The sequence below is a fragment of the Micromonospora sp. 15K316 genome (assembly GCF_004348525.1).
Taxonomy (GTDB): Bacteria; Actinomycetota; Actinomycetes; order Mycobacteriales; family Micromonosporaceae; genus Micromonospora.
In genome coordinates this window covers 1-22,236 of sequence record NZ_SMKG01000096.1, presented here as the reverse complement: position 1 = coordinate 22,236, position 22,236 = coordinate 1, and the positions used below count along the sequence as shown (strand labels likewise).

Annotated in this window: 17 protein-coding genes; 11 read left to right on the top strand and 6 right to left on the bottom strand. The window is 72.8% G+C overall.

Features of this window, described 5'->3' with window-relative positions; translation table 11 throughout:
* Positions 1–61: 61 nt before the first annotated feature.
* Positions 62–1,930, bottom strand: coding sequence for a translational GTPase TypA (gene typA / locus E1211_RS18870; RefSeq protein WP_132350322.1), 1,869 nt, complete (start codon positions 1,928–1,930; stop codon positions 62–64).
* A 137-nt stretch (positions 1,931–2,067) separates the two neighbouring features.
* Here typA and E1211_RS18865 point away from each other — a divergent pair, with 137 nt between their 5' ends.
* A complete protein-coding gene (locus tag E1211_RS18865) occupies positions 2,068–3,531 on the top strand; it encodes a DedA family protein (RefSeq protein WP_132350321.1) in 1,464 nt (487 codons plus the stop codon).
* Between the two features lie 51 nt (positions 3,532–3,582).
* Here the strand turns inward: E1211_RS18865 and E1211_RS18860 are convergent, their stop codons facing one another.
* Positions 3,583–5,706 carry an MMPL family transporter gene (locus E1211_RS18860; protein ID WP_132350320.1) on the bottom strand — a complete coding sequence of 708 codons (2,124 nt, stop codon included), beginning with the start codon at positions 5,704–5,706 and terminating at the stop codon, positions 3,583–3,585.
* A gap of 111 nt (positions 5,707–5,817) precedes the next feature.
* Between E1211_RS18860 and E1211_RS18855 the strand changes: the two genes are divergently transcribed.
* From E1211_RS18855 to E1211_RS18840, 4 genes are all read left to right on the top strand, one after another.
* Positions 5,818–6,327 (top strand): MarR family winged helix-turn-helix transcriptional regulator, encoded by a 510-nt coding sequence (locus E1211_RS18855; RefSeq protein WP_132350324.1) that lies wholly within the window; start codon positions 5,818–5,820, stop codon positions 6,325–6,327.
* A 316-nt stretch (positions 6,328–6,643) separates the two neighbouring features.
* Positions 6,644–7,555: a hypothetical protein gene (locus tag E1211_RS18850; protein ID WP_132350319.1), complete on the top strand. Its 912-nt coding sequence runs from the start codon at positions 6,644–6,646 to the stop codon at positions 7,553–7,555.
* A gap of 107 nt (positions 7,556–7,662) precedes the next feature.
* Positions 7,663–8,238, top strand: a complete 576-nt coding sequence (locus E1211_RS18845; protein WP_132350318.1) for a helix-turn-helix transcriptional regulator — start codon at positions 7,663–7,665, stop codon at positions 8,236–8,238.
* Positions 8,235–9,584 carry an MFS transporter gene (locus tag E1211_RS18840; protein ID WP_207915424.1) on the top strand — a complete coding sequence of 450 codons (1,350 nt, stop codon included), beginning with the start codon at positions 8,235–8,237 and terminating at the stop codon, positions 9,582–9,584. Before E1211_RS18845 ends, E1211_RS18840 begins: the two co-directional genes overlap by 4 nt.
* Before the next feature lie 52 nt (positions 9,585–9,636).
* Here E1211_RS18840 and E1211_RS18835 read toward each other — a convergent pair whose 3' ends face one another.
* Positions 9,637–9,840 carry a cold-shock protein gene (locus E1211_RS18835; protein WP_120677909.1) on the bottom strand — a complete coding sequence of 68 codons (204 nt, stop codon included), beginning with the start codon at positions 9,838–9,840 and terminating at the stop codon, positions 9,637–9,639.
* Positions 9,841–10,092: 252 nt separating this feature from the next.
* Between E1211_RS18835 and E1211_RS18830 the strand changes: the two genes are divergently transcribed.
* Together E1211_RS18830 and E1211_RS18825 are read left to right on the top strand one after the other, a co-directional pair.
* The gene (locus E1211_RS18830) at positions 10,093–10,710 is read left to right on the top strand and encodes a methyltransferase (RefSeq protein ID WP_243709593.1); all 618 of its coding nucleotides are present in this window, start codon (positions 10,093–10,095) and stop codon (positions 10,708–10,710) included.
* A 115-nt stretch (positions 10,711–10,825) separates the two neighbouring features.
* On the top strand, positions 10,826–11,449 hold the full coding sequence (locus tag E1211_RS18825; protein ID WP_132350316.1) for a DedA family protein: 624 nt from the start codon (positions 10,826–10,828) through the stop codon (positions 11,447–11,449).
* 6 nt (positions 11,450–11,455) lie between these two features.
* On the opposite strand, the gene E1211_RS18820 is transcribed toward E1211_RS18825, so the two are convergent.
* A complete protein-coding gene (locus tag E1211_RS18820) occupies positions 11,456–12,109 on the bottom strand; it encodes an MBL fold metallo-hydrolase (RefSeq protein WP_132350315.1) in 654 nt (217 codons plus the stop codon).
* A 7-nt stretch (positions 12,110–12,116) separates the two neighbouring features.
* Positions 12,117–12,833, bottom strand: a complete 717-nt coding sequence (locus tag E1211_RS18815) for a maleylpyruvate isomerase family mycothiol-dependent enzyme (RefSeq protein ID WP_132350314.1) — start codon at positions 12,831–12,833, stop codon at positions 12,117–12,119.
* 176 nt (positions 12,834–13,009) lie between these two features.
* On the opposite strand from E1211_RS18815, the gene rsgA reads away from it, so the two are divergent.
* The 4 genes from rsgA to uvrC all read left to right on the top strand — a co-directional run bounded on the left by rsgA (position 13,010) and on the right by uvrC (position 20,237).
* A complete protein-coding gene (gene rsgA, locus E1211_RS18810) occupies positions 13,010–14,089 on the top strand; it encodes a ribosome small subunit-dependent GTPase A (protein WP_132350313.1) in 1,080 nt (359 codons plus the stop codon).
* Positions 14,090–14,445: 356 nt separating this feature from the next.
* Complete coding sequence (gene uvrA, locus E1211_RS18805) at positions 14,446–17,388, top strand: excinuclease ABC subunit UvrA (RefSeq protein ID WP_132350312.1); 2,943 nt, start codon at positions 14,446–14,448, stop codon at positions 17,386–17,388.
* 228 nt (positions 17,389–17,616) lie between these two features.
* Positions 17,617–18,108, top strand: coding sequence for a Rieske (2Fe-2S) protein (locus E1211_RS18800; RefSeq protein WP_132350311.1), 492 nt, complete (start codon positions 17,617–17,619; stop codon positions 18,106–18,108).
* A 131-nt stretch (positions 18,109–18,239) separates the two neighbouring features.
* Positions 18,240–20,237: an excinuclease ABC subunit UvrC gene (gene uvrC, locus E1211_RS18795; RefSeq protein ID WP_132350310.1), complete on the top strand. Its 1,998-nt coding sequence runs from the start codon at positions 18,240–18,242 to the stop codon at positions 20,235–20,237.
* A gap of 112 nt (positions 20,238–20,349) precedes the next feature.
* On the opposite strand, the gene recQ is transcribed toward uvrC, so the two are convergent.
* Complete coding sequence (gene recQ / locus E1211_RS18790) at positions 20,350–22,194, bottom strand: DNA helicase RecQ (RefSeq protein ID WP_132350309.1); 1,845 nt, start codon at positions 22,192–22,194, stop codon at positions 20,350–20,352.
* Positions 22,195–22,236: the final 42 nt, after the last annotated feature.

Here is a 22,236-nt window from a genome sequence, read left to right as displayed (position 1 = left end):
GGAAAGGGGGAGCCCGGCCTGCCGTGGGCGGCGGGCCGGGCTCCGGTGTGCGTTGGGCGGGTCAGCCGGCGTGCTTGCGGCGGGCCGCCGCCCGACCACGCTGCTGCTGGTCCAGCACCACCTTGCGGATACGCACCGCGGCCGGCGTCACCTCGACGCACTCGTCCTCGCGGCAGAACTCCAGGGCCTGCTCCAGCGAGAGCTTGCGCGGCGGGATCAGCTTCTCGGTCTCGTCGGAGGTCGAGGCCCGCATGTTGGTGAGCTTCTTCTCCTTGGTGATGTTGACGTCCATGTCGTCGGAGCGGGAGTTCTCCCCGACGATCATGCCCTCGTACACCTCGGTGCTGGGCTCGACGAAGAGCTGGCCGCGCTCCTGCAGGTTGATCATCGCGAAGGAGGTGACCGCGCCGGCCCGGTCGGCCACCAGCGAGCCGTTCTGCCGGGTACGCAGCTCGCCGAACCACGGCTCGTAGGACTCGAAGACGTGGTGCAGGATGCCGGTGCCCCGGGTGTCGGTCAGGAACTCGGTCCGGAAGCCGATCAGGCCCCGGGCCGGGACCAGCCACTCCATCCGGATCCAGCCGGTGCCGTGGTTGACCAGCTGCTCCATCCGGCCCTTGCGGGTCGCGAGGAGCTGGGTGATCGCACCCAGGTACTCCTCCGGGGCGTCGATGGTCAGCCGCTCCACCGGCTCGCAGGTCTTCCCGTCGATCTCCCGGGTGACGACCTGCGGCTTACCGACGGTCAGCTCGTACGACTCCCGGCGCATCTGCTCGACGAGGATGGCCAGCGCCAGCTCGCCCCGGCCCTGCACCTCCCAGGCGTCCGGGCGCTCGGTCGGCAGCACCCGCAGCGACACGTTGCCGATGAGCTCCTTGTCGAGCCGGTCCTTGACCATCCGTGCGGTGACCTTGGCGCCCTTGACCCGACCCACGAGCGGGGACGTGTTCGTGCCGATGGTCATCGAGATGGCCGGCTCGTCGACGGTGATCAGCGGCAGCGGGATCGGGTTCTCCGCGTCCGCCAGGGTCTCGCCGATCATGATCTCCGGGATGCCGGCGACGGCGATGATGTCGCCCGGACCCGCCGACTCGGCGGGCTTGCGCTCCAGCCCCTCGGTCATCAGCAGCTCGGAGATGCGTACCCGCTGGGTGCTGCCGTCGGTGCGGCACCAGGCCACGGTCTGGCCCTTGCTGATGGTGCCCTGACGGACCCGGCACAGCGCCAGCCGGCCCAGGAACGGCGAGGCGTCCAGGTTGGTGACGTGCGCCTGCAGTGGCGCGTCCGCCTCGTACGCGGGCGCCGGAATCGTGTCCAGCAGGGTACGGAAGAGCGGTTCGAGGTTGTGGCTGTCGTCCGGCACGGCGCCGTCGGCGGGCTGGGTCAGCGAGGCGATGCCGTCGCGCGCGCAGGCGTAGACGATCGGGAAGTCGATCTGCTCCTCGTCGGCGTCCAGGTCGAGGAAGAGCTCGTAGGTGTCGTCCACGACCTCCTTGATCCGGGCGTCCGGCCGGTCCACCTTGTTGATCACCAGGATGATCGGGAGGCGGGCCCGCAGTGCCTTGCGCAACACGAAGCGGGTCTGCGGCAGCGGGCCCTCGCTGGCGTCGACGAGCAGGACGACCCCGTCGACCATGGTGAGGCCGCGCTCGACCTCACCGCCGAAGTCGGCGTGGCCGGGGGTGTCGATGATGTTGATGGTCACCGGATCCGAGCCGTCGGCCGGCATGTAGCGCACGCCGGTGTTCTTGGCCAGGATCGTGATGCCCTTCTCCCGCTCCAGGTCCATGGAGTCCATCACCCGGTCGGTCACCTCGGCCCGGGCGCCGAACGCGCCGGCCTGCCGCAACATGGCGTCGACCAGGGTCGTCTTGCCGTGGTCGACGTGGGCGATGATGGCGACGTTGCGGAGGTCGGTGCGTAGCTGCATACCCTCCATACTCTCCTGTCCGAGGTTGCCGGTTCCGCCTCGGGGTCATCCCCCCGAATGGCCCGGATCTGTGGTGGAAGTCCTGTCCCAGCCGTGGGCACGGCTGGCATGCTGACCCTCGTGTTCATGGGGGCCGAGTGCACGACCTGCTGACCTTCGTGCAGGGTCTGCCGCCCCTGCTGATCTACCTGGTCGCCGCGCTGATCGTCGCGGGTGAGACCGCCGTGATCTTCGGGCTGCTGGTGCCGGGAGAGGCGACCCTGCTGCTGGTCGGCTTCCTAGCGTACGCGGGGACGTTACGGCTCGCCCCGGCGCTGCTCGTGATGATCGGCGCAGCCGTGATCGGCGACACACTCGCGTTCCGCGCGGGTCGCCGGTACGGGCCGAAACTGCGCGCCAGCGGCCTCGGCACGCGGGTCGGCCCCGAGCGTTGGCAGCGGGCGGACGCGCTGCTGAGCCGGCTCGGCGGCCGGGGCGTCTTCACCGCCCGCTGGATCGCCTTCGCCCGCACCCTGGTGCCCCGCCTGGCCGGTGCCGCCGGAATGCCGTACCGGCGCTTCGCGCCGTGGAACGTGGCCGGGATCGTCGGCTGGGTGGGGGGCTCGGTCCTGGTCGGCTACGTGGCCGGTGAGTCGTACGAGACGGTCTCCCGGCTGCTGGGCCGGGCCACCGGCGCGGTGCTGGTGCTGCTCGCCGCCCTGGTCGCGGTGGTGCTGATCGGTCGTTGGCTGGGGCGTAACCCGGACCCGGTGCGGGCGCTGCTGTCCCGGGCCACCGCCCTGCCGCCGGTGCGCTGGCTCGCCGGCCGGTACGGGGTGCTCTTCTTCCTGCTCGCCATGCGGATCGGGCCCGGCTGGACGCTGCTGCTCAACCTGACCGCGGGCCTCCTGCTGCTCTTCGCCGCCGGTCTCGCCTTCGCCGGGCTGCTGGAGTTCGTGGTACGCAACAGTGGGTTGGCGCTGGTGGACGACGCCATAGCCGGCTGGTTCGCCGCCCGGCGGACCTCGGGGGCGGTCGAGGTCGGCCTCGCGACCGTGTCGGCGCTGCGCGGGCCGGTGCTGATCACGCTGGTCGCCGTGGTGGCCGCGGTGCTGGCGTGGCGGCAGCGGTCGTGGCGGGCCGACCTGCTCAGCCTGGTCGGCACGGTGGGCGCGTTCGTCCCGCTGCTGGTGCTGGCCCTGGCCGCCCACCTGGCGGGCTCGGCCGGGTCCGGCCCGGACGGTGTGCTCTTCCCCACTCAGAACGCCGTGGTGACGGCGAGCCTCTGCACGCTCGCCTGGCTGCTGTCCCGCAACACGCGCTGGCCGGTGGCCGTGGCCGCCTGGACCGGCGCCGCCGCCGGGGTGGTCTACCTCGCCGGAGCCCGCCTCTACCTGGGGTTGAGCACGGCGAGCGGGACGATCGCCGCGGTCCTGCTCGGGGTGCTCTGGACGGCGGTGTTCATGGTGGCGTGGGCGACCCGGAACCGGGCGGTCGGCGGGCCGGGGCGGGCCCCGGCGTCGGCGCCCGGTTCCGAAGGGCCGGCGGCGACGCCGGAAGGGGCCGAGGGGCCGGCGCCGGAGGGCGCCGGGGAGCGGCCGCACCCGGTGGAGCCCGGCTAGGCGACCCGAGGTCACCCGGGCCGGGCGGCGGGGCCTGCGCGGAAGGCGGGGTCAGCCGCGGGTGCCCGCCCGATCCCCGGCTTCGGTTGCCGGCCTCGCCGCGGCGGACGCCGGATCCGTACGCCGGGAGAGCCCGCCGGGCCACCAGAAGCGCCGCCCGAGCAGCAGCACGATCGCGGGCACCAGCAGCGTGCGCACCAGCAAGGTGTCCAGCAGGACGCCGAGCCCGACGATGACGCCGATCTCGGTGAGCAGCACCAGCGGCAGTACCCCGAGCACCGCGAAGACGGCGGCCAGCAGGACACCGGCGCTGGTGATCACGCCGCCGGTGACGGCGAGGGCGGTGCGGACGCCCTGCCGGGTGCCCTCGCTGACGGCCTCCTCCCGGGCCCGGGTGGTGAGGAAGATGTTGTAGTCGACCCCGAGCGCCACCAGGAACAGGAACGACAGCAGCGGCACGCTGGTGTCCAGGGCTGCGTAACCGAGCACCTGGGTGAAGAGGAAGGTGCTCGCGCCGAGCGCGGCGAAGAAGGTGCCGACCACGGTGGCGACGAGCAGCAGCGGCGCGACCAGCGAGCGCAGCAGTACCAGCAGTACCAGCAGTACCACCGCGAGGACCAGCGGTACGACCACCGTGAGGTCGCGTACGGCCGCGTCCCGGGTGTCCAGGTTGGTGGCGACCGTGCCGCCGACCCGGGCGTCGGCGGCCGGCACCTCGTGCACCCGGTCCCGCAGTTCGCGGATCGTGTCGTAGCTCGCGCCGCTGTCCGGCTCGGCGGTCAGCACCACGTTCACGCCGACCAGTTCGGCGGTACGCCCCGTGGGCCGGGCGGTGGCGACGCCCGGAGTGGCGGTGATCGCCGCGAGCAGGGCCTCCTCGGCGTCGACGCGCCCGACGACGACGGTCGGGTCGGCGGTGCCGGCGGGGAAGTGGCGGCTGAGCGTACGCAGGCCGTCGATCGACTCGGCCTGCACCCGGAACTGCTCGGTCTTGCTCAGCCCCAATCGGGCGCCGGAGAGCCCGGTGGTGAGCAGGACCAGCAGGATCAGCGCGCCGGCGAGCACGGCACGGGGTCGGCGGGCGACCAGGTCGCCGACCCTCGCCCATCCGCCACTGCGGGTCGGTTCGGCCTCTCCGGGTCGGGGCACGAAGGGCCAGAACAGGCCGCGTCCGCAGACCGCCAGCGCGGCGGGCAGCACGACGAGACCGTAGAGCGCGGCGGTGCCGATGCCGACCGCACCGGCGACGCCGATCGCCCGGTCGTTGCGCAGCACCGCGACGGTCAGCGTGAGCAGGCTCAGGATGACGGTGGTGGCGCTGGCGGCGATCGCCGGGCCGGCCGAGGTCAGCGCGTGGCGCAGCGCGTCGCGCCGGTCGGGGCGGCGGCGCAGCTCCTCGCGGTAGCGGGCGATGAGCAGGAGCGCGTAGTTGGTGCCGGCGCCGAAGACCAGCACGTCGACGATGCCGGTCGTGGAGGGGTCGATGGGCAGTTCGACGGCGCGACTGACGACGGCGATCAGGGCGTTGGCCACGACGTCGGCGGTGCCCACCACGGCCAGCGGGACGAGCCAGAGCCACGGGCTGCGGTAGGTGACGGTCAGCAGCGCCGCCACCACGGCGACGGTGACCAGCAGCAGCGTGACGTTGGCGCCGTCGAAGGCGGAGGCGACGTCGGCGCGGAAGCCGGCGCCGCCGCTGACCTGGGCGGTCAGCCCGGGCGGCAGTCCGTCGCGGGCGGTGGCGCGCAGCCGGTCGACGGAATCGGTGATCGCGTCCGGGTCGGCGTCGGCGGGCAGCGGCACGGCGAGCAGCGCCGCGCGCCGGTCGGGGGAGAGGACCGGTGGGGAGATCGGGCCGGTGCCGAGCGGGGCGAGCGTCGTGGTGTGGGCCCGGATCGCCGCCTCGTCCTGGTCGCTGAGCGGGGCGCCGGCCCGGGAGTAGACGACGAGGGTCGGGTTCAGCTGCCCGCCGGGCAGCTGTCGGGCGAGGGCGGCGGCCTGGACCGACTCGGTGCCGGCCGGCAGGGCCCCGGTCGGGTCGTTGCTGGTGCGGGCCGTACCGCCGAACGACACCAGGGCGCCGGAGATTGCCACGGCGACCAGCAGGACGACCCATGCGCTCCACCTGCCGCTGACCGTGCCGGCCACGCGCTGCCCAGCCGCACGCAGAGTCATCCGGATTCTCCTGACTGCCAAGTATCTTGATAGCCGAGATTATTGGCGGGTGGACTAGGCTGCAAGCCGGAAGATCGCAGGGGGGGACGACGGCAGGTGACGGCGCACGGCATGTACCGGCGGCGCGACACCCGGCGCGAGCGACTGGTCGCCGAGATCACCGGTGACCTGCGGCGCTACTCGTCGGACGCGCAGCACATCGGGCACGCCTTCGCCGGTCTGCACGGGCTCAACGCCACCGACCTGCAGGCATTGATCGCGGTCATGGACGCCGAGCTCGTCGGTGAGCCGATCACCCCCGGCCGTCTCGGTGCGCACCTCGGTCTCTCCTCCGGCTCCGTCACCGCGCTGGTCGACCGGCTGGAGCGCGCCGGTCACCTTCGCCGGAGTCGTGCCGCCGACGACCGGCGCAAGGTCCTGTTGCACTACGCCGACCGTGGGGCCGCGCTCGCCACCGCGTTCTTCGGGCCACTGGGGGCGCGTACCGACGCCGTGGTGGCGGGGTTCAGTGACGACGAGTTGCAGGTGGTGCACCGCTTCCTGCGGATGATGGCCGAGTCGGCGCGTGACTACCGGGACGAGGTGCGGGCCGCCCGCACCGAGCCGTCCCGGAGCGGCTGAGCCGGATGCCACCGGGCCGGTCCACACCGGACGGCCGACGGGTGACGCCACGGGCGCGACCACCGCGAGCACATCACGCTACGTGAAGTTGCCGAGCGTCAAGCCCGGCTGTGCGGCTGAGTGTCCGAAGTGGTGATCGACTCCGTCTAATGTGAACGTGAAACGCTCTGACCTGGGCGTTTGCTCAAACACCGAGCTATGGTTGGGCCAACGCCCGGCGCCGTGCACCAGTAGGTCGGGCTTGAGCGTCACTCCACCCCAATCACGTGATGTAACGCCGCGCCCGGCCCCCGTCCGATCGGAAAGGGGGGAGATCATGACCCGGGCTCCGGCGAACCTCATGGCCGTACGAAGCCTGCTCCTCACTCACCTCAACGTCGACAAGAACCGGGTTCGCGACGTGGACCTCGAGCCCGCCGAGGTGGGCATCGTGGGCGACCCCGCCCACCGGGGTGGCTACCACTGCGGCTCGGACCGGGTGGTCAACAACGACTACTCCGTCGTCGAGTCGCCACGCGACCGCAACGGGCTGACCCTGGACGCGGCCGCCCTCGACGTGGGCCAGTTCCGGGTGACGTCCGAGGGCCGTACCCACGACCTGCGCAGCTTCTCCACCTGGTGTGTCGGCCAGTGCACCGCGGGCGCCGCGGACACGCGCGACCTCCGGGAAATCATCTACAGCCCGGACGGCCGGGTCGTCCGCCGCTGGGACCGGCTCGGCCGGCGCAGCAGCGGCGACGACTCGCACCTCTGGCACACGCACTTCAGCTTCTTCCGCGACTCGATCAAGGCGGGCCGGGACCAGACCCCGTTGTTCCGCCGCTACCTCACCAGCATCGGGCTCATCGCCCCGGCCCCTCCCGAGGAGGACGAGATGGAACTCACCGACAAGATCCGCAGAGACACGGGCAATCCGAACCGAACGGTCGACGACGTCCTGGCCGACCTGTCGAACCTGCGTAACTGGCTGATCTCGCCAGTCGGCGCCGGCGGGGTGGTCGGTCCGCCGTCGGCCAACTCGCCGCTCACGCTGATGCTCGCGATGGCGCGGGCGTATCCGGCTTTGGTGGCGCAGGTCAGCGGGCTGTCGTCGAAGGACTTCACCGACGAGCCGGCGATCGTCCAGGGCGTACTGGCCTCGCTCACGCCCGAGAAGATCGCCGCCGCGATCCCGCCGACGATGGCCCAGCAGGTCGCCGAGGAACTCGCCCGCCGGCTGGCCGACTGAGTCGTGGGTGGGCTGTCCCGGCCCGGGGACGGCCCACCCGCCCATCGGCAACAAGCATTGCGCAAGAGGTATTGCGCAATGCTTGTTGTCCATGTGATGCTGCCGGCATGGAGAACCACGACGTACGCCAGGTCACCGACTCCCGGGTGCTGGCCGCGATGTCCCACCCGCTGCGTCGCCGGCTGATGGACGTGCTCAAGGTGCACGGCTCGGCCACCGTCGGTCTGCTCGCCGAGCGCACCGGCCAGGCGCCCGCGAACATCAGCCACCACCTCAAGGTGCTCGCCGCCGCCGAGCTGGTCGCCGAGGCGCCGGAGCTGGCCCGGGACCGACGCGAGCGGTGGTGGCGACTGGTCAGCCGGGGTGTGCGCTGGTCGAACGCCGACTTCGACGAGGACCCGGCGGCCCGGGCGGTGGCCGACGCCGCCACCTCGCTCAACCTGGACCGGCACGTCTCGCTGGCCCGGGCCTGGCACGCCGCGGACGAGACGGCGCACGCGGCCTGGGGCGACGGCCCGTTCTCCACCGACTCCTGGCTGCACCTCAGCCCCGAGGAGCTGGCCGAGCTGGGCCGCGAGCTGATCGACCTGCTGGCCCGCTGGGCCGACCGGGAGGTCCCCGACGACGGGCGCGAGCGGCAGCCGGTCTTCGTCTTCGCCTACGGCGTTCCGGCGCAGCCGTGACCGCGCTCGCCCCGGCGCGGGCCCGGCGCGGCGGGCTGTTGCGACACCACGACTTCCGGATGCTCTGGGCGGCCCAGACCGTCAGCGGCATCGGCAGCAACGTGACAGCGGTGGCCCTGCCCCTGGTGGCGGTGGCGGTGCTCGACGCGAGCACCTTCCAGGTGGCCGTGCTCACCGCTGCGGCGTGGCTGCCCTGGCTGCTGGTCGGTCTGCCGGCCGGCGCCTGGGTGGACCGGCTGCCCCGCCGACCCGTCATGATCACTTGTGATCTGGTGTCGGCGCTGCTCTTCCTCAGCGTCCCGGCCGCCGCCGTCGCCGGCCGGCTCAGCATCGGTCAGCTGCTGGTCGTGGCGCTCGGCGCCGGGCTGGCCCGGGTCTTCTTCGAGACCGCCGACCAGGTCTACCTGCCCTTCCTGCTCCGCCCGGCCCAGGTTCCCGAGGGCAACGCGAAGTTGCAGGCCACCCAGACCGCGAGCTACGTGGTCGGGCCGAGCCTCGCCGGCCTGATCGCGCAGGCCGTCGGCGCGGTCGCCGCGCTGCTGCTCGACGCGCTGACCTTCCTGCTCTCCGCGCTGTGCCTGGCCCGGATCCGCAGGACGGAACCCCGGCCGGCCCGGTCCGGCCCCGCCCGGACCCTGCGCCGGGAGATCGTCGACGGCGTACGGTTCGTCGCCCGCGATCCGTACCTGCGGGTGATGACGCTCTTCGGTGCGGCGAGCAACATCGGGCTGGTCGGCTACCAGGCGGTGCTGGTGCTCTTCCTGGTCCGTGAGGTGCGGCTCGCCCCCGGGACGGTCGGCCTGCTGGTCGCGGCGATGAGCCTCGGCGGCATCGCGGGCGCGCTGCTGGCCACCACCGCGGGCCGCCGGCTCGGCACCGCCCGGGCGATGCTGTTCGCGGCGGCGCTCAGCGGGCCGCCGGCGCTGCTCATCCCGCTGGCCGGTCCCGGCCCGGCGCTGCTCTGGCCGACCCTCGGCGGGATGCTGGTCAGCCTCGGGGTGGCCGTGGGCAACGTGGTCAAGGGCAGCTTCCGGCAGACGTACCCGCCGCACGAACTGCTCGGCCGGGTCACGGTCAGCATGCAGCTGCTCAACTACGGCACCATCCCGCTGGCCGCGCTGCTGGCCGGCGCGCTGGGCACCGTCCTCGGGGTACGGGTCGCGGTGCTGGCGATGACCGGCTGGCTGGCGCTCACCCCGCTGATCCTGCTGTTCGGGCCGATACGACGCCGGCGGGACCTGCCCGCCGCCCCCGAGCCGCCGGGGCGGACCCGAGCCGGATCGGCGCCCCGCCGCGCGGCGCTGACGGCAGTGGACGCGCCCGCGGCCGGCGGAAGCGTGTCGTGACACGCCGCAGCGGCGGTCGGCTCGCCGACCGCCGCCGTGGCACGCGGGATATCTACATCGGGCGGACGTTGTCCGCCTGCGGGCCCTTCTGGCCCTGGGTCACCTCGAACTCGACCTTCTGCCCCTCGCTCAGCTCCCGGTAGCCACCGCTCTGAATGGCCGAGTAGTGGACGAACACGTCCGGGCCTCCGCCGTCCTGCTCGATGAAGCCGAAGCCCTTTTCCGAGTTGAACCACTTAACCGTGCCGGTTGCCATGCGTCTCTCCCTGTTCCAAAACGGCTGACCACCGGCCGCCGACCGATGATCGCCCTGTATCACCCCCGACAGTAACGGGCCAAACGCCTATCCGCCGGGCGAAGTGCCGCAGGTGGCCGGGTGAACTCTTCCGGCGACCCCGGGAAACCCGCGCGGCCGCACCCGGGCTCGGGCATGCTTGCGCCGGTGAGGGATGCCGCGTTCGCCGCCCTGTCCGAGCTGGAGCGCGAGATCGGCGCGCCGGGGGGCGGGATGGACCGGCTGCGACTGGTGCCCACCCCGTTCGTACCCGAGGTGCGGCTGCACGTGGCCGAGGACCCGATCCTGTGGTGGGCGCGGATGGAGGCGTACGCCGGCCGGCGGCTGCCACCGCCGTACTGGGCCTCGGTGTGGGCCGGCGGGCAGGCGCTCGCCCGTCACCTGCTGGACCACCCCGACCTGGCCGCCGGTCGCCGGGTGCTGGACCTGGCCGCCGGATCCGGGCTGGTGGCGATCGCCGCCGCCCTCGCCGGGGCCGAGCAGGTCACGGCGAACGACATCGACCCGTACGCGGTCGCCGCCGTGACCGTCAACGCCCGGGCGAACCGGGTACGTGTCGTGGCCACCGGTGACGATCTGCTCGACACGGCCGGGGGCGACGCCGACCTGCTACTCGCCGGCGACGTGCTCTACGACCGGGCGCTGGCCGAGCGGGTGCTGCCGTTCCTCGCCCGAGCCGCCGCCAACGGCACGGAGGTGCTGGTGGGCGACCCGGACCGGGGCCACCTGCCGGCGGGCCGGTTGGCGGTGGTCACCAGCTATCCGGTGCCGACCACCGAACCCGCGGTCGACACCCCGGTGCGCCGGGTGCAGGTGCTGCGGCCGGCCTGAGCGTGCCCGGTCACCGACAGGCGCCGGATCAGGGGGCACCCCGAGCCGGAGTCAGGGTGGGCTCGGGGATCCGGCCGGATGCGGCCGGTGGCGGCACGGCAATACCGTACGGGTCATGGCGGACTGGTTCGCGCAGGTCGGAGAGTTGCCCACCATGCTTCTGGTGGGAGTCCTTGGAGTGGTCATGCTCTTCGACGCCGTACCGCTGCTCGGGGTGCTCGTCCCGGGCGACGTGGCCATTCTCGCCGCGGTGGGGGTGGGCCGGCCCGCGACCGGGCTGGCCACCTTCGCGGCCGTGGTCGGCGGCTGCCTGGCCGGCTGGTCGCTGAGCTTCCTCGCCGGCCGCCACTACGGGGACCGGCTGCGCGGCAGTCGGGTCGGCGGTTGGATCGGCGAGTCACGGTGGGCGGCGGCCGAGCGGGTCCTGCGCCAGGGCGGCGGCCGGATGGTCCTGGTCGCACCGTTCCTGCCCGTGTTCAACGCGCTGCTGCCGCTCGCCGCCGGCGGGCTGCGGATGTCGTACCGGCGGTTCATCGGTTGCGCGGCGCTCGGCGCCGCCGGCTGGGCCGGTCTCTACCTGCTGCTCGGCACCGCCTCCCGCTCCCTGGCCGGGCTGTTCCCCGGCGAGTCCACCCCGATGCTGGTGACCATGTCGGTCGGGCTGGCGCTCGCCGGGGTGGTGCTGCTCGGCACGCGGCGCCGGCTGCGTGCGCTCACCGGCGCCGATGGGGCCGCCTGAGCGCGGTCACCAACCGCGGGCACGCCACTGGGGCAGGGCCGGTCGCTCCGCGCCGAGGGTGCTGTCCTTGCCGTGGCCGGGGTAGAACCAGGTCTCGTCGGGCAGCCGGTCGAAGAGCTTCTGTTCGACGTCGTCGATCAACGCGGCGAACCGCTCCGGGTCCTTGTCCGTGTTGCCCACCCCACCGGGAAAGAGGCTGTCCCCGGTGAAGAGGTGCGGGACGCCGGCCGGGTCGCGGTAGAGCAGCGCGACGGAACCGGGGGTGTGCCCGCGCAGGTGGATGACCTCCAGGGAGCAGTCACCGACGCGTACGGTCTCCCCGTCGGTGAGCGTCTCCGTCTCGATCGGCAGGCCGGCCGCGTCGTCGACGTGCACCAGGGCCCGGGCGCCCGTCTTGGCCACGACCTCCTCCAGCGCCACCCAGTGGTCCATGTGCTGATGGGTGGTGACCACGGCGGTGAGGCCACCGTCGCCGATCAGCTCCAGCAGCCGGGGCGCCTCGTTCGCGGCGTCGATCAGCAGCTGCTCGCCGGTCGAGCGGCAGGTCAGCAGGTAGGCGTTGTTGTCCATCGGGCCGACCGACAACTTGCTGACGGTGAGCCGGTCGAGCTCGCGCACCTCCGGCGGGCCGCCGGGGGTCACCTCTCCGCGGTAGGTCATGTGCTGTCTACATCCATTCCGGTGGGTTCGGCAGGGGGCCTTCGGGGGTGATACTGAGGAGGTCTCCCCTGCCCCGGCCGATCAACCAGGCGGCGAGGTCGGGGGCGGGGCCGGCGACGACAGGTGCGCCGTCGCGCTCGCCGATCACCAGTTCGTGCCGGGTCCCGTCGAACCGCAGCACCATCGCCGGCGCCTCGGGCCGGGCGGCCAGGTCGGTGACGACCTCGTGCAGGAGCCGGTGGGCGAAGCCCGGGGGCCAGTCGGCGGCACGATGCCCGGCGGCCAGGTCCAGGTGGTGGACCTCCAACTCGCGCAGCCGGCACCAGATCAGCTCGGCGGCGACCCTCGGTCCACCCGGAGTGGCGACGGTGGCGGTCCACGCCTCGGCCGGCATCGCGGCCACCGCCTCCCCGAGCCGGCCCGCCGAGCGACGCAGGTCGTCCAGGTGGGCGTCGGCCGGCCGGGCCGCGCCGGCCTCGATGTCCGCGACCCGGGTCGCGGGCGAGGCGTACATCGGCCGGGGCTCGCCGGTGCGCGCGGCGGTGAGCAGGTTGACGAAGCCGTCGGCGTTGCGGGCCAGGTGCGCCAGGACGTGGCCGCGACTCCAGCCCGGCAGCAGCGACGCGGCGGCCAGACCCGCCTCATCGAGGACTGCGGCGGTGCCCAGCAGCCGCGCGGTCGCGGCCTGCACCTCGCCGGTCAGCAGCAGCGGGTCCGTGGTCACGTTCCGACCCTAGCGGTAGCGCGGCACGGCGTCGCCGGGGAAATGGCTTTCGGCGCGTCGCCGCGCCCCCTACCGTCGGCACCGACGCGGCACCGGATCGATCGGGAGGAGGTGAGGGCCGATGCCGATCCTGGCACGCGTGTTCCGCCATCACCTCCGACACCGATGAGGATGCCATGAGAATCGAACTGACAGCCCTCGGCTGGGACGCCGGGTGGGCGGCGCACGCCCGTCGACGCGGCGGTCACCAGCCGGGCCGGGTCACCCGGGTCGACCGGGGCGTGTGCACCGTGCTCTGCCCGGACGGACCGGTCCGGGCCAGTGTGGGCGGCACCCTGCTGGCGGCCGCCGTCCGCGACCTGACCAACTTGCCCTGCGCCGGTGACTGGGTGCTGGTCGGCACCTGGCCGGACGGGCGCCGCACCGTGGAGACCGTGCTGCCCCGGCGGACCGCGCTGGTGCGCCGCACCGCCGGCAAGGACGCCAGCGGGCAGGTCCTCGCCGCCAACCTCGACACCGCCGCGGTGGTCGAGCCGGTGCACCCCGAGCCGGACACCGGACGCATCGAGCGGCTGCTCTCCCTCGTCCACGAGTCCGGCGCCCGGCCACTCGTCGTGCTCACCAAGGCCGACCTGGCCGCCGACCCGGAGGCGATCGCGCGTCAGCTGGCCGCGATCGCGCCGGGCGTGCCGGTGCTGGCGGTCAGCGCCGAGCACGGCGCGGGCCTCGACCCGCTGCGGGCGCAGGTCGCCCCCGGGTGCACCCTGGGCCTGCTCGGCCCGTCCGGGGCGGGGAAGTCGAGCCTGGTCAACGCGCTGGCCGGGGCGGCGGTGATGCCCACGCAGGCGATTCGCCGGGTCGACGGCAAGGGCCGGCACACCACCACCTGGCGGGCGTTGGTGCCGGTGCCGGGTGGGGGCGCGGTGATCGACACCCCGGGCGTACGGGCGGTCGGCCTGCTGGACGGCTCGGCGGGCCTGGACCAGGCCTTCGCGGACATCGCGGAGCTCGCCCTCGACTGCCGGTACGCCGACTGCGCGCACGACGGCGAGCCGGCCTGTGCGGTGCGGGAGGCGCTGGAGAACGGCGAGCTGACCGCCCGACGCTGGGAGAGCTGGCGCCGGCTGCAGCGGGAGGTGGCCTTCGAGACCCGGCGGCGGGAGACGCGGCTCGCCGCCGAGCGGCGTGGCGGCTGGCGGGGGGCACGTCGGCGGACGAGCCGGCCGAGCCGGCCGCCCGCACCGGGCGGCTACTGAGGGCCCGCCGCCGCGCGACGGATGGTCGACTCGCTTCCCTGACATCGGGGCATCGGCACGCCCACGACACCCCGGCCCACGCGGAAGTCGAGTCGATCAACCACCCGAACGGTGCGCGGGGTCGGCCGGGTCGCCCGGTCGGCCGGTCCTCCTCGTGCGGGCGGCCCGCAGACCGGTTCCACGCGCGCGGCGGACCGCGCTGAGCTGGGGGAATGTGCGGGCGCGGAGAATTGTCGTACCTCGGGGCTAGAGTTGCCGAGGCGTTCTTCTGCGCCCACACAACCGCTCAGAATCGCCTCCGAGCGGACAGATCCGCCTCATCTTCTTCACCGTCTTCACCCGGGAGTACACGGACCGTGGCCGACCGACTGATCATCCGTGGCGCGCGCGAGCACAACCTGCGTGACGTCAGTCTCGACCTGCCCCGGGACGCCCTGATCGTGTTCACCGGGCTCTCCGGGTCGGGCAAGTCGAGCCTGGCGTTCGACACGATCTTCGCCGAGGGGCAGCGCCGCTACGTCGAGTCGCTCTCGTCGTACGCTCGGCAGTTCCTCGGCCAGATGGACAAGCCCGACGTCGACTTCATCGAGGGGCTGAGCCCGGCCGTCTCGATCGACCAGAAGTCGACCTCGCGCAACCCGCGCTCGACCGTCGGCACGATCACCGAGGTCTACGACTACCTCCGCCTGCTCTTCGCCCGCGTCGGCGAGCCGCACTGCCCGGTCTGCGGCGAGCGGATCTCGAAGCAGAGCCCGCAGCAGATCGTCGACCGCGTGCTGGCCATGCCCGAGGGCACCCGGTTCATGGTGCTCGCCCCGGTGGTACGGGGTCGCAAGGGCGAGTACGTCGACCTCTTCACCGAGCTCCAGGCCAAGGGTTACGCCCGGGCCCGGGTCGACGGTGTGGTGCACCCGCTCACCGAGCCGCCGAAGCTCAAGAAGCAGGAGAAGCACACCATCGAGGTGGTGATCGACCGGCTCACCGTGAAGGCGAACGCCAAGCAGCGGCTGACCGACTCCGTCGAGGCGGCGCTCGGCCTCTCCGGCGGGCTGGTGCTGCTCGACTTCGTCGATCTGGCCGAGGACGACCCCGACCGGGAGCGGCGCTACTCCGAGCACCTCGCCTGCCCCAACGACCACCCGCTCGCCATCGAGGATCTGGAGCCGCGGGTCTTCTCCTTCAACGCGCCCTACGGCGCCTGCCCTGAGTGCACCGGTCTCGGCACGAAGAAGGAGGTCGACCCGGAGCTGGTCGTTCCCGACCCGGAGCGGACGCTGCGGGAGGGCGCGATCCAGCCCTGGTCGACCGGGCACAACCTGGAATACTTCCTGCGCCTGCTGGAGGCGCTCGGCCAGGCCGAGCACTTCGACGTGGACACGCCGTGGCGGGCGCTGCCGTCGCGGGCGCAGAAGACGATTCTGCACGGCTCCGACGACCAGGTGCACGTTCGCTACCGCAACAAGTACGGGCGCGAGCGCTCCTACTACACCGGCTTCGAGGGCGTGGTGCAGTGGATCGAGCGGCGGCACAACGACACCGAGTCGGAGTGGTCGCGGGACAAGTACGAGGGCTACATGCGCGACGTGCCCTGCGCGGCCTGCGGCGGCACCCGGCTCAAGCCGGAGGTGCTCGCGGTCACCATCGCCGGCAAGAGCATCGCCGAGATCTGCAACCTGTCGGTGGGGGAGTGCGCCGAGCTGCTCGCCGGCATCGAGCTGACCGACCGGCAGAAGATGATCGCCGAGCGGGTGCTCAAGGAGATCAACGCCCGACTGCGGTTCCTGCTCGACGTCGGCCTGGACTACCTCTCCCTGGACCGCCCGGCCGGCACCCTCTCCGGTGGCGAGGCCCAGCGCATCCGGCTGGCCACGCAGATCGGCTCGGGCCTGGTCGGCGTCCTCTACGTACTCGACGAGCCGTCGATCGGGCTGCACCAGCGCGACAACCACCGGCTGATCGAGACCCTGGTCCGGCTGCGTGGGCTGGGCAACACGCTGATCGTGGTCGAGCACGACGAGGACACCATCCGCACCGCCGACTGGATCGTCGACATCGGGCCGGGCGCAGGTGAGCACGGCGGCCGGATCGTGCACAGCGGCTCCGTGCCCGCGTTGCTGGAGAACCCGGAGTCGGTGACCGGGGCGTACCTGTCGGGTCGCAGGTCGATCCCGACGCCGCAGGGGCGCCGGCCGCAGACCCCCGGCCGGGAGCTGGTGGTGCACGGCGCCCGCGAGCACAACCTGCGCAACCTCACCGTGAGCTTCCCGCTCGGCCAGCTCATCGCGGTCACCGGGGTCAGCGGCTCGGGCAAGTCGACGCTGGTCAACGACATCCTGCACGCCGTACTGGCCAACCAGATCAACGGTGCCCGGCTGGTGCCGGGCCGGCACACCCGGGTCACCGGCCTGGAGCACGTCGACAAGGTGGTCGGCGTCGACCAGTCGCCGATCGGTCGTACCCCCCGGTCGAACCCGGCCACCTACACCGGTGTCTGGGACCACATCCGCAAGCTCTTCGCCGAGACGACCGAGGCGAAGGTGCGCGGCTACGGCCCGGGGCGCTTCTCGTTCAACGTCAAGGGCGGGCGCTGCGAGGCGTGCTCCGGCGACGGCACCATCAAGATCGAGATGAACTTCCTGCCCGACGTGTACGTCCCCTGCGAGGTCTGCAAGGGCGCCCGCTACAACCGGGAGACCCTGGAGGTGCACTACAAGGGCAAGACCGTCGCCGAGGTGCTGGACATGCCGATCGAGGAGGCGGCCGAGTTCTTCTCCGCCATCCCGGCCATCCACCGGCACCTCAAGACCCTGGTCGACGTCGGTCTCGGCTACGTCCGTCTCGGCCAGCCCGCGCCGACCCTCTCCGGCGGTGAGGCGCAGCGCGTCAAGCTCGCCTCCGAGCTGCAGAAGCGCTCGACCGGGCGGACGGTCTACGTCCTCGACGAGCCGACCACCGGCCTGCACTTCGAGGACATCCGCAAGCTGCTGATGGTGCTCGAGGGGCTGGTCGACAAGGGCAACACCGTGATCACGATCGAGCACAACCTCGACGTGATCAAGACGGCGGACTGGCTGATCGACATGGGCCCGGAGGGTGGGCACCGGGGCGGGACGGTGCTGGCCACCGGCACGCCGGAGGAGGTCGCCGAGGTGCCCGAGAGTCACACCGGGCAGTTCCTGCGCCAGGTGCTGAAGCTCGACGGCGAGGCGAAGGGCGCCGCGGCGGCGACCACGCGGGCGGCCAAGGCCAACGGGTCGAAGGCCCGCAGCGGCCGGAAGGTGCCGGCCGGGGCCCGCTGACCGGCCGGGCTCCGCCGCTGGCTCGCGGTCCCGCGCGGGCGCGGGCTCTCCTCGGGCGCCGACGGGGCGCCCCGCGCGGTCACTCGCCGTACTCGCGGGTGGGGCGGATGATCAGCCGGCGGCTGTTCCGGCACGCTGAGAGTGAACCGTCGGGCACAGTGGGACGTGTGAAAAAGGTGTGGCCGCGGGGGTCGGGACGAGCCGCAGCAGCCGAGAGAAGGGCAAGGCATGAGTGACCATCAGGAGTTGACCGGTCCGGGCACGCAGACGCGGCGGGCGCTGCTCGCCGGCGCCGGCGCGGTCGGGGCGGCCGTCGTCCTGACGGCCTGTGGCGGGAACGACGCGGGCGACGGCGCGATCGGGCAGCAGCCCACCAGCGGCGGACCGGCCGTGCCGAGCACCGGGGACGCGGGCGGCGGCGACCGGCAGGGCTCGCAGTCGCTGGCCACCACCGCCGACGTCCCGCTCGGCGGGGGCAAGGTGCTCGCCGCCGAGGGCGTGGTCATCACCCAGCCCACCGCAGGGCAGTTCAAGGGCTTCGACCCGATCTGCACCCACCAGGGCTGCCCGGTGTCGAACGTCGACGGCGGCACGATCAACTGCACCTGCCACGGCAGCAAGTTCTCGATCGAGGACGGTTCGGTCAAGGCCGGCCCGGCCACCAGGCCGCTGCCCGCCAAGCCCGTGAAGGTCGTCGGCGACCAGATCTCCTTCGCCTGATCGGAGCGGTCGAGGGTCGGGAGGTCGGGGTCGCGGCGACGCGGCGCCCCGACCTCCCGGTCATCCCGGTCATCCCCGGTCGCCCGCGCCGCCACGAGGTCCTGTCGGTGCCGCGGACTAGGCTTGCAGCCGTGGCTGACCCCTCGACCTACCGTCCCGCACCTGGCACCATCCCGGAGTCGCCGGGGGTCTACCGTTTCCGCGACGGAACCGGCCGGGTGATCTACGTCGGCAAGGCGAAGAACCTGCGCAGCCGCCTCAACTCCTACTTCGGCGACCTCTGGAACCTGCACGACCGCACCCGCCAGATGGTGACCACCGCCGAGTCGGTGGACTGGATCACGGTCGGCACCGAGGTCGAGGCGCTCCAGCAGGAGTTCACCTGGATCAAGCAGTACGACCCGAGGTTCAACGTCCGCTACCGGGACGACAAGTCGTACCCCTACCTCGCCGTCACGCTCGACGAGGAGTACCCGCGGCTGCAGGTGATGCGGGGCGCCAAGCGCAAGGGGGTGCGCTACTTCGGGCCGTACTCGCACGCCTGGGCGATCCGCGAGACGCTCGACCTGCTGCTGCGGGTGTTCCCGGCGCGTACCTGCTCCGCCGGCGTCTTCAAGCGCGCCGGTCAGGTCGGCCGCCCCTGCCTGCTCGGTTACATCGGCAAGTGCTCGGCGCCCTGTGTGGGGGAGGTCTCCGCCGAGGAGCACCGGGAGATCGTCGACGGTTTCTGCGACTTCATGGCCGGCCGCACCGACACGATGGTGCGCAAGCTCGAACGCGAGATGGCCGAGGCCAGCGAGCAGTTGGAGTTCGAGCGGGCCGCCCGGCTGCGGGACGACGTCGCCGCGCTGCGGCGGGCGATGGAGAAGCAGACGGTGGTGCTCGGCGACGGCACGGACGCCGACGTGGTGGCCTTCGCCGACGACCCGCTCGAGGCGGCCGTTCAGGTCTTCCACGTCCGCGACGGCCGGGTGCGCGGCCAGCGTGGCTGGGTGGTCGAGAAGACCGAGGAGCTCACCACCGGCGACCTGGTGCACCACTTCTGCACCCAGGTCTACGGCGGCGAGCACGGCGAGGCCGACGTGCCCCGCGAGCTGCTCGTGCCCGAGCTGCCCGGCGACGCCGACGCGCTGGCCGACTGGCTCTCCGACCACCGCGGCAGCCGGGTCTCCCTGCGGGTGCCGCAGCGCGGCGACAAGCGCGTCCTCATGGAGACGGTCGAACGCAACGCCAAGGACGCTCTGGCCCGGCACAAGCTCCGCCGCGCCGGCGACCTGACCACCCGGAGCAAGGCGCTCGATGAGATCAGCGAGGCGCTCGGGATGCGTACCTCGCCGCTACGCATCGAGTGTTTCGACATCTCGCAGATCCAGGGCACCGACGTGGTGGCGAGCATGGTCGTCTTCGAGGACGGGCTGCCACGCAAGAGCGAGTACCGCCGGTTCATCATCCGCGGCGCCACCGACGATCTCTCCGCGATGTCCGAGGTGCTGCGCCGCCGCTTCGCCCGCTACCTGGACGCCCGCGCCGAGACCGGCGAGGCGGGCGTCGAGTCGGCCGACGACCTGGAGGCCCCGGACGGGGAGGCCGGCGCCGGCGAGCCGCGGGTCGGCGCGCTGGTCGACCCGACCACCGGGCGGCCCCGCAGGTTCGCCTACCCCCCGCAGCTGGTGGTGGTCGACGGCGGTGCGCCGCAGGTCGCCGCCGCCGCACAGGCCCTGGCCGAGCTGGGCATCGACGACGTCGCGCTCTGCGGCCTGGCCAAGCGCCTGGAGGAGGTGTGGCTGCCCGACGACGAGTTCCCGGTCGTCCTGCCACGCAGCTCCGAGGGCCTCTACCTGCTGCAACGGGTGCGCGACGAGGCGCACCGGTTCGCCATCACCTTCCACCGGCAGCGCCGCTCGAAGCGGATGACCCAGTCGGCGCTGGACTCGGTGCCCGGGCTGGGGGAGGTGCGGCGCAAGGCGTTGCTGCGGCACTTCGGGTCGCTCAAGCGGCTCTCGGCGGCCAGCGTCGAGGAGATCACCGAGGTGCCGGGGGTGGGCCGGCGGACGGCCGAGGCGATCCTCGCCGCGCTCGGCGGCGCAACCGAGAAGGCGCCGACGACCGAGGCGCCGACGACCGAGTGAGCTCGCCGGTCAGGTGGGGAGCCAGCCGTCGAAACCTTGGTAGGAAACGGCCCCCGCGGGGGCCGAATCTCACCAAGATCCGCGCACGGTCCCGGCTGGGCCGAGCCCGTGGTCAGGCCGGGGCGTCGGCGAGGACGCCGAGGATCTGCTCACCGTACTTGGCGAGCTTGTTCTCGCCGACCCCGCTGACCCGGGACAGCTCGGCCAGCGAGGTGGGCGCGTCGGTCGCGATCTGCCGCAGCGTGGCGTCGTGGAAGATCACGTACGCGGGGACGCCCTGCTCCTTTGCGGTGGCTGCGCGCCAGGCGCGGAGCCGCTCGAAGACCGGGGCCGCGGCGGCCGGCAACTCGACGACCGCGGCGGCCGCCTTCGAGCGGCCGGTACGGGTCGACGCGGGCCGCTCCGGTTCGCGGCGCATCATCACCGTCCGCCGCCGGCCCAGCACCTCCGCGCTCGCGTCGGTGAGCGCCAGCGTGCCGTAGTCGCCCTCGACCGCGAGCAGGCCCTCGGCGAGCAGTTGCCGGACCACCGCCCGCCACTCGGCCTCGCCGAGCTCGCCGCCGATGCCGAAGACGGTGAGCGAGTCGTGACCGAACTGGGTCACCTTCTCGGTCTTCCGCCCGAGCAGGATGTCGATGCTGTGCCCCGCCCCGAAACGCTGGTTGCGTTCCCGGTCCAACCGGAACACGGCGGAGAGCAGCTTCTGCGCGGCGATCGTGCCGTCCCACGTCTCCGGCGGGTTGAGGCAGGTGTCGCAGTTGCCGCAGTCGCCGGTGGGTGAGTCGCCGAAGTATTCGAGCAGCTGCGCCCGGCGGCAGCGGACCGTCTCGCAGAGCGCGAGCATCGCGTCCAGGTGCCGGGCCAGCCCGCGGCGGTGGGCCAGGTCGCCGTCGGAGGTCTCGATGAGCTTGCGCTGCTGGACGACGTCCTGGAGGCCGTACGCCAGCCAGGCGGTCGACGGCAGACCGTCCCGCCCGGCGCGGCCGGTCTCCTGGTAGTAGCCCTCGACCGACTTGGGCAGGTCGAGGTGAGCGACGAAGCGCACGTCGGGTTTGTCGATGCCCATGCCGAAGGCGATGGTGGCCACCATGACGAGGCCGTCCTCGCGCAGGAACCGCTGCTGGTGGGTGGCGCGGGTGCCCGCGTCGAGGCCGGCGTGGTAGGGCAGCGCGGGAATGCCGTTCGCGGTCAGGAACTCGGCGGTCTTCTCCACCGAGGCGCGGGAGAGGCAGTAGACGATGCCGGCGTCACCGGGGTGCTCGTCGCGCAGCAGGCTCAGCAGCTGCTTACGCGGCTCCCGCTTCGGCACGATCCGGTACTGGATGTTGGGCCGGTCGAAGCTGGCCACGAAGTGCCGGGCCCCGGTCAGGTCGAGGCGGGTGGCGATCTCGGTGCGGGTGGCGCTGGTCGCGGTGGCGGTCAACGCGATCCGTGGCACGTCCGGCCACCGCTCGTGCAGCATCGACAGGGCGAGGTAGTCGGGCCGGAAGTCGTGCCCCCACTGGGAGACGCAGTGCGCCTCGTCGATCGCGAACAGACCGATCTTGCCCCGGTCGAGCAGCTGGACGGTCGCCCGGGAGCCGAGCGCCTCCGGCGCCAGGTAGAGCAGGTCCAGGTCGCCGGCGAGGAAGGCCGCCTCGACCCGACGGCGGGCGTCGAGGTCGAGCGTCGAGTTGAGGAAGCCGGCCCGTACGCCGAGCGCGGTCAGCGCGTCGACCTGGTCCTGCATCAGCGCGATCAGCGGGGAGACGACCACCCCGACGCCGGGGCGTACCAGGGCGGGGATCTGGTAGCAGAGCGACTTGCCGCCACCGGTGGGCATGAGCACCAGCGCGTCGCCGCCGGCCACCACGTGGTCGATCACGTCCTGCTGGAATCCGCGGAAGGTGTCGTAGCCGAACACCCGGCGCAACACCTGGAGCGCCTCGGAGGTGCGCAGGTCGGTGGGGGAGGCCATCCGCGAAGTCTACGAGCCCACCCCGACACCACCCCTCCGCCG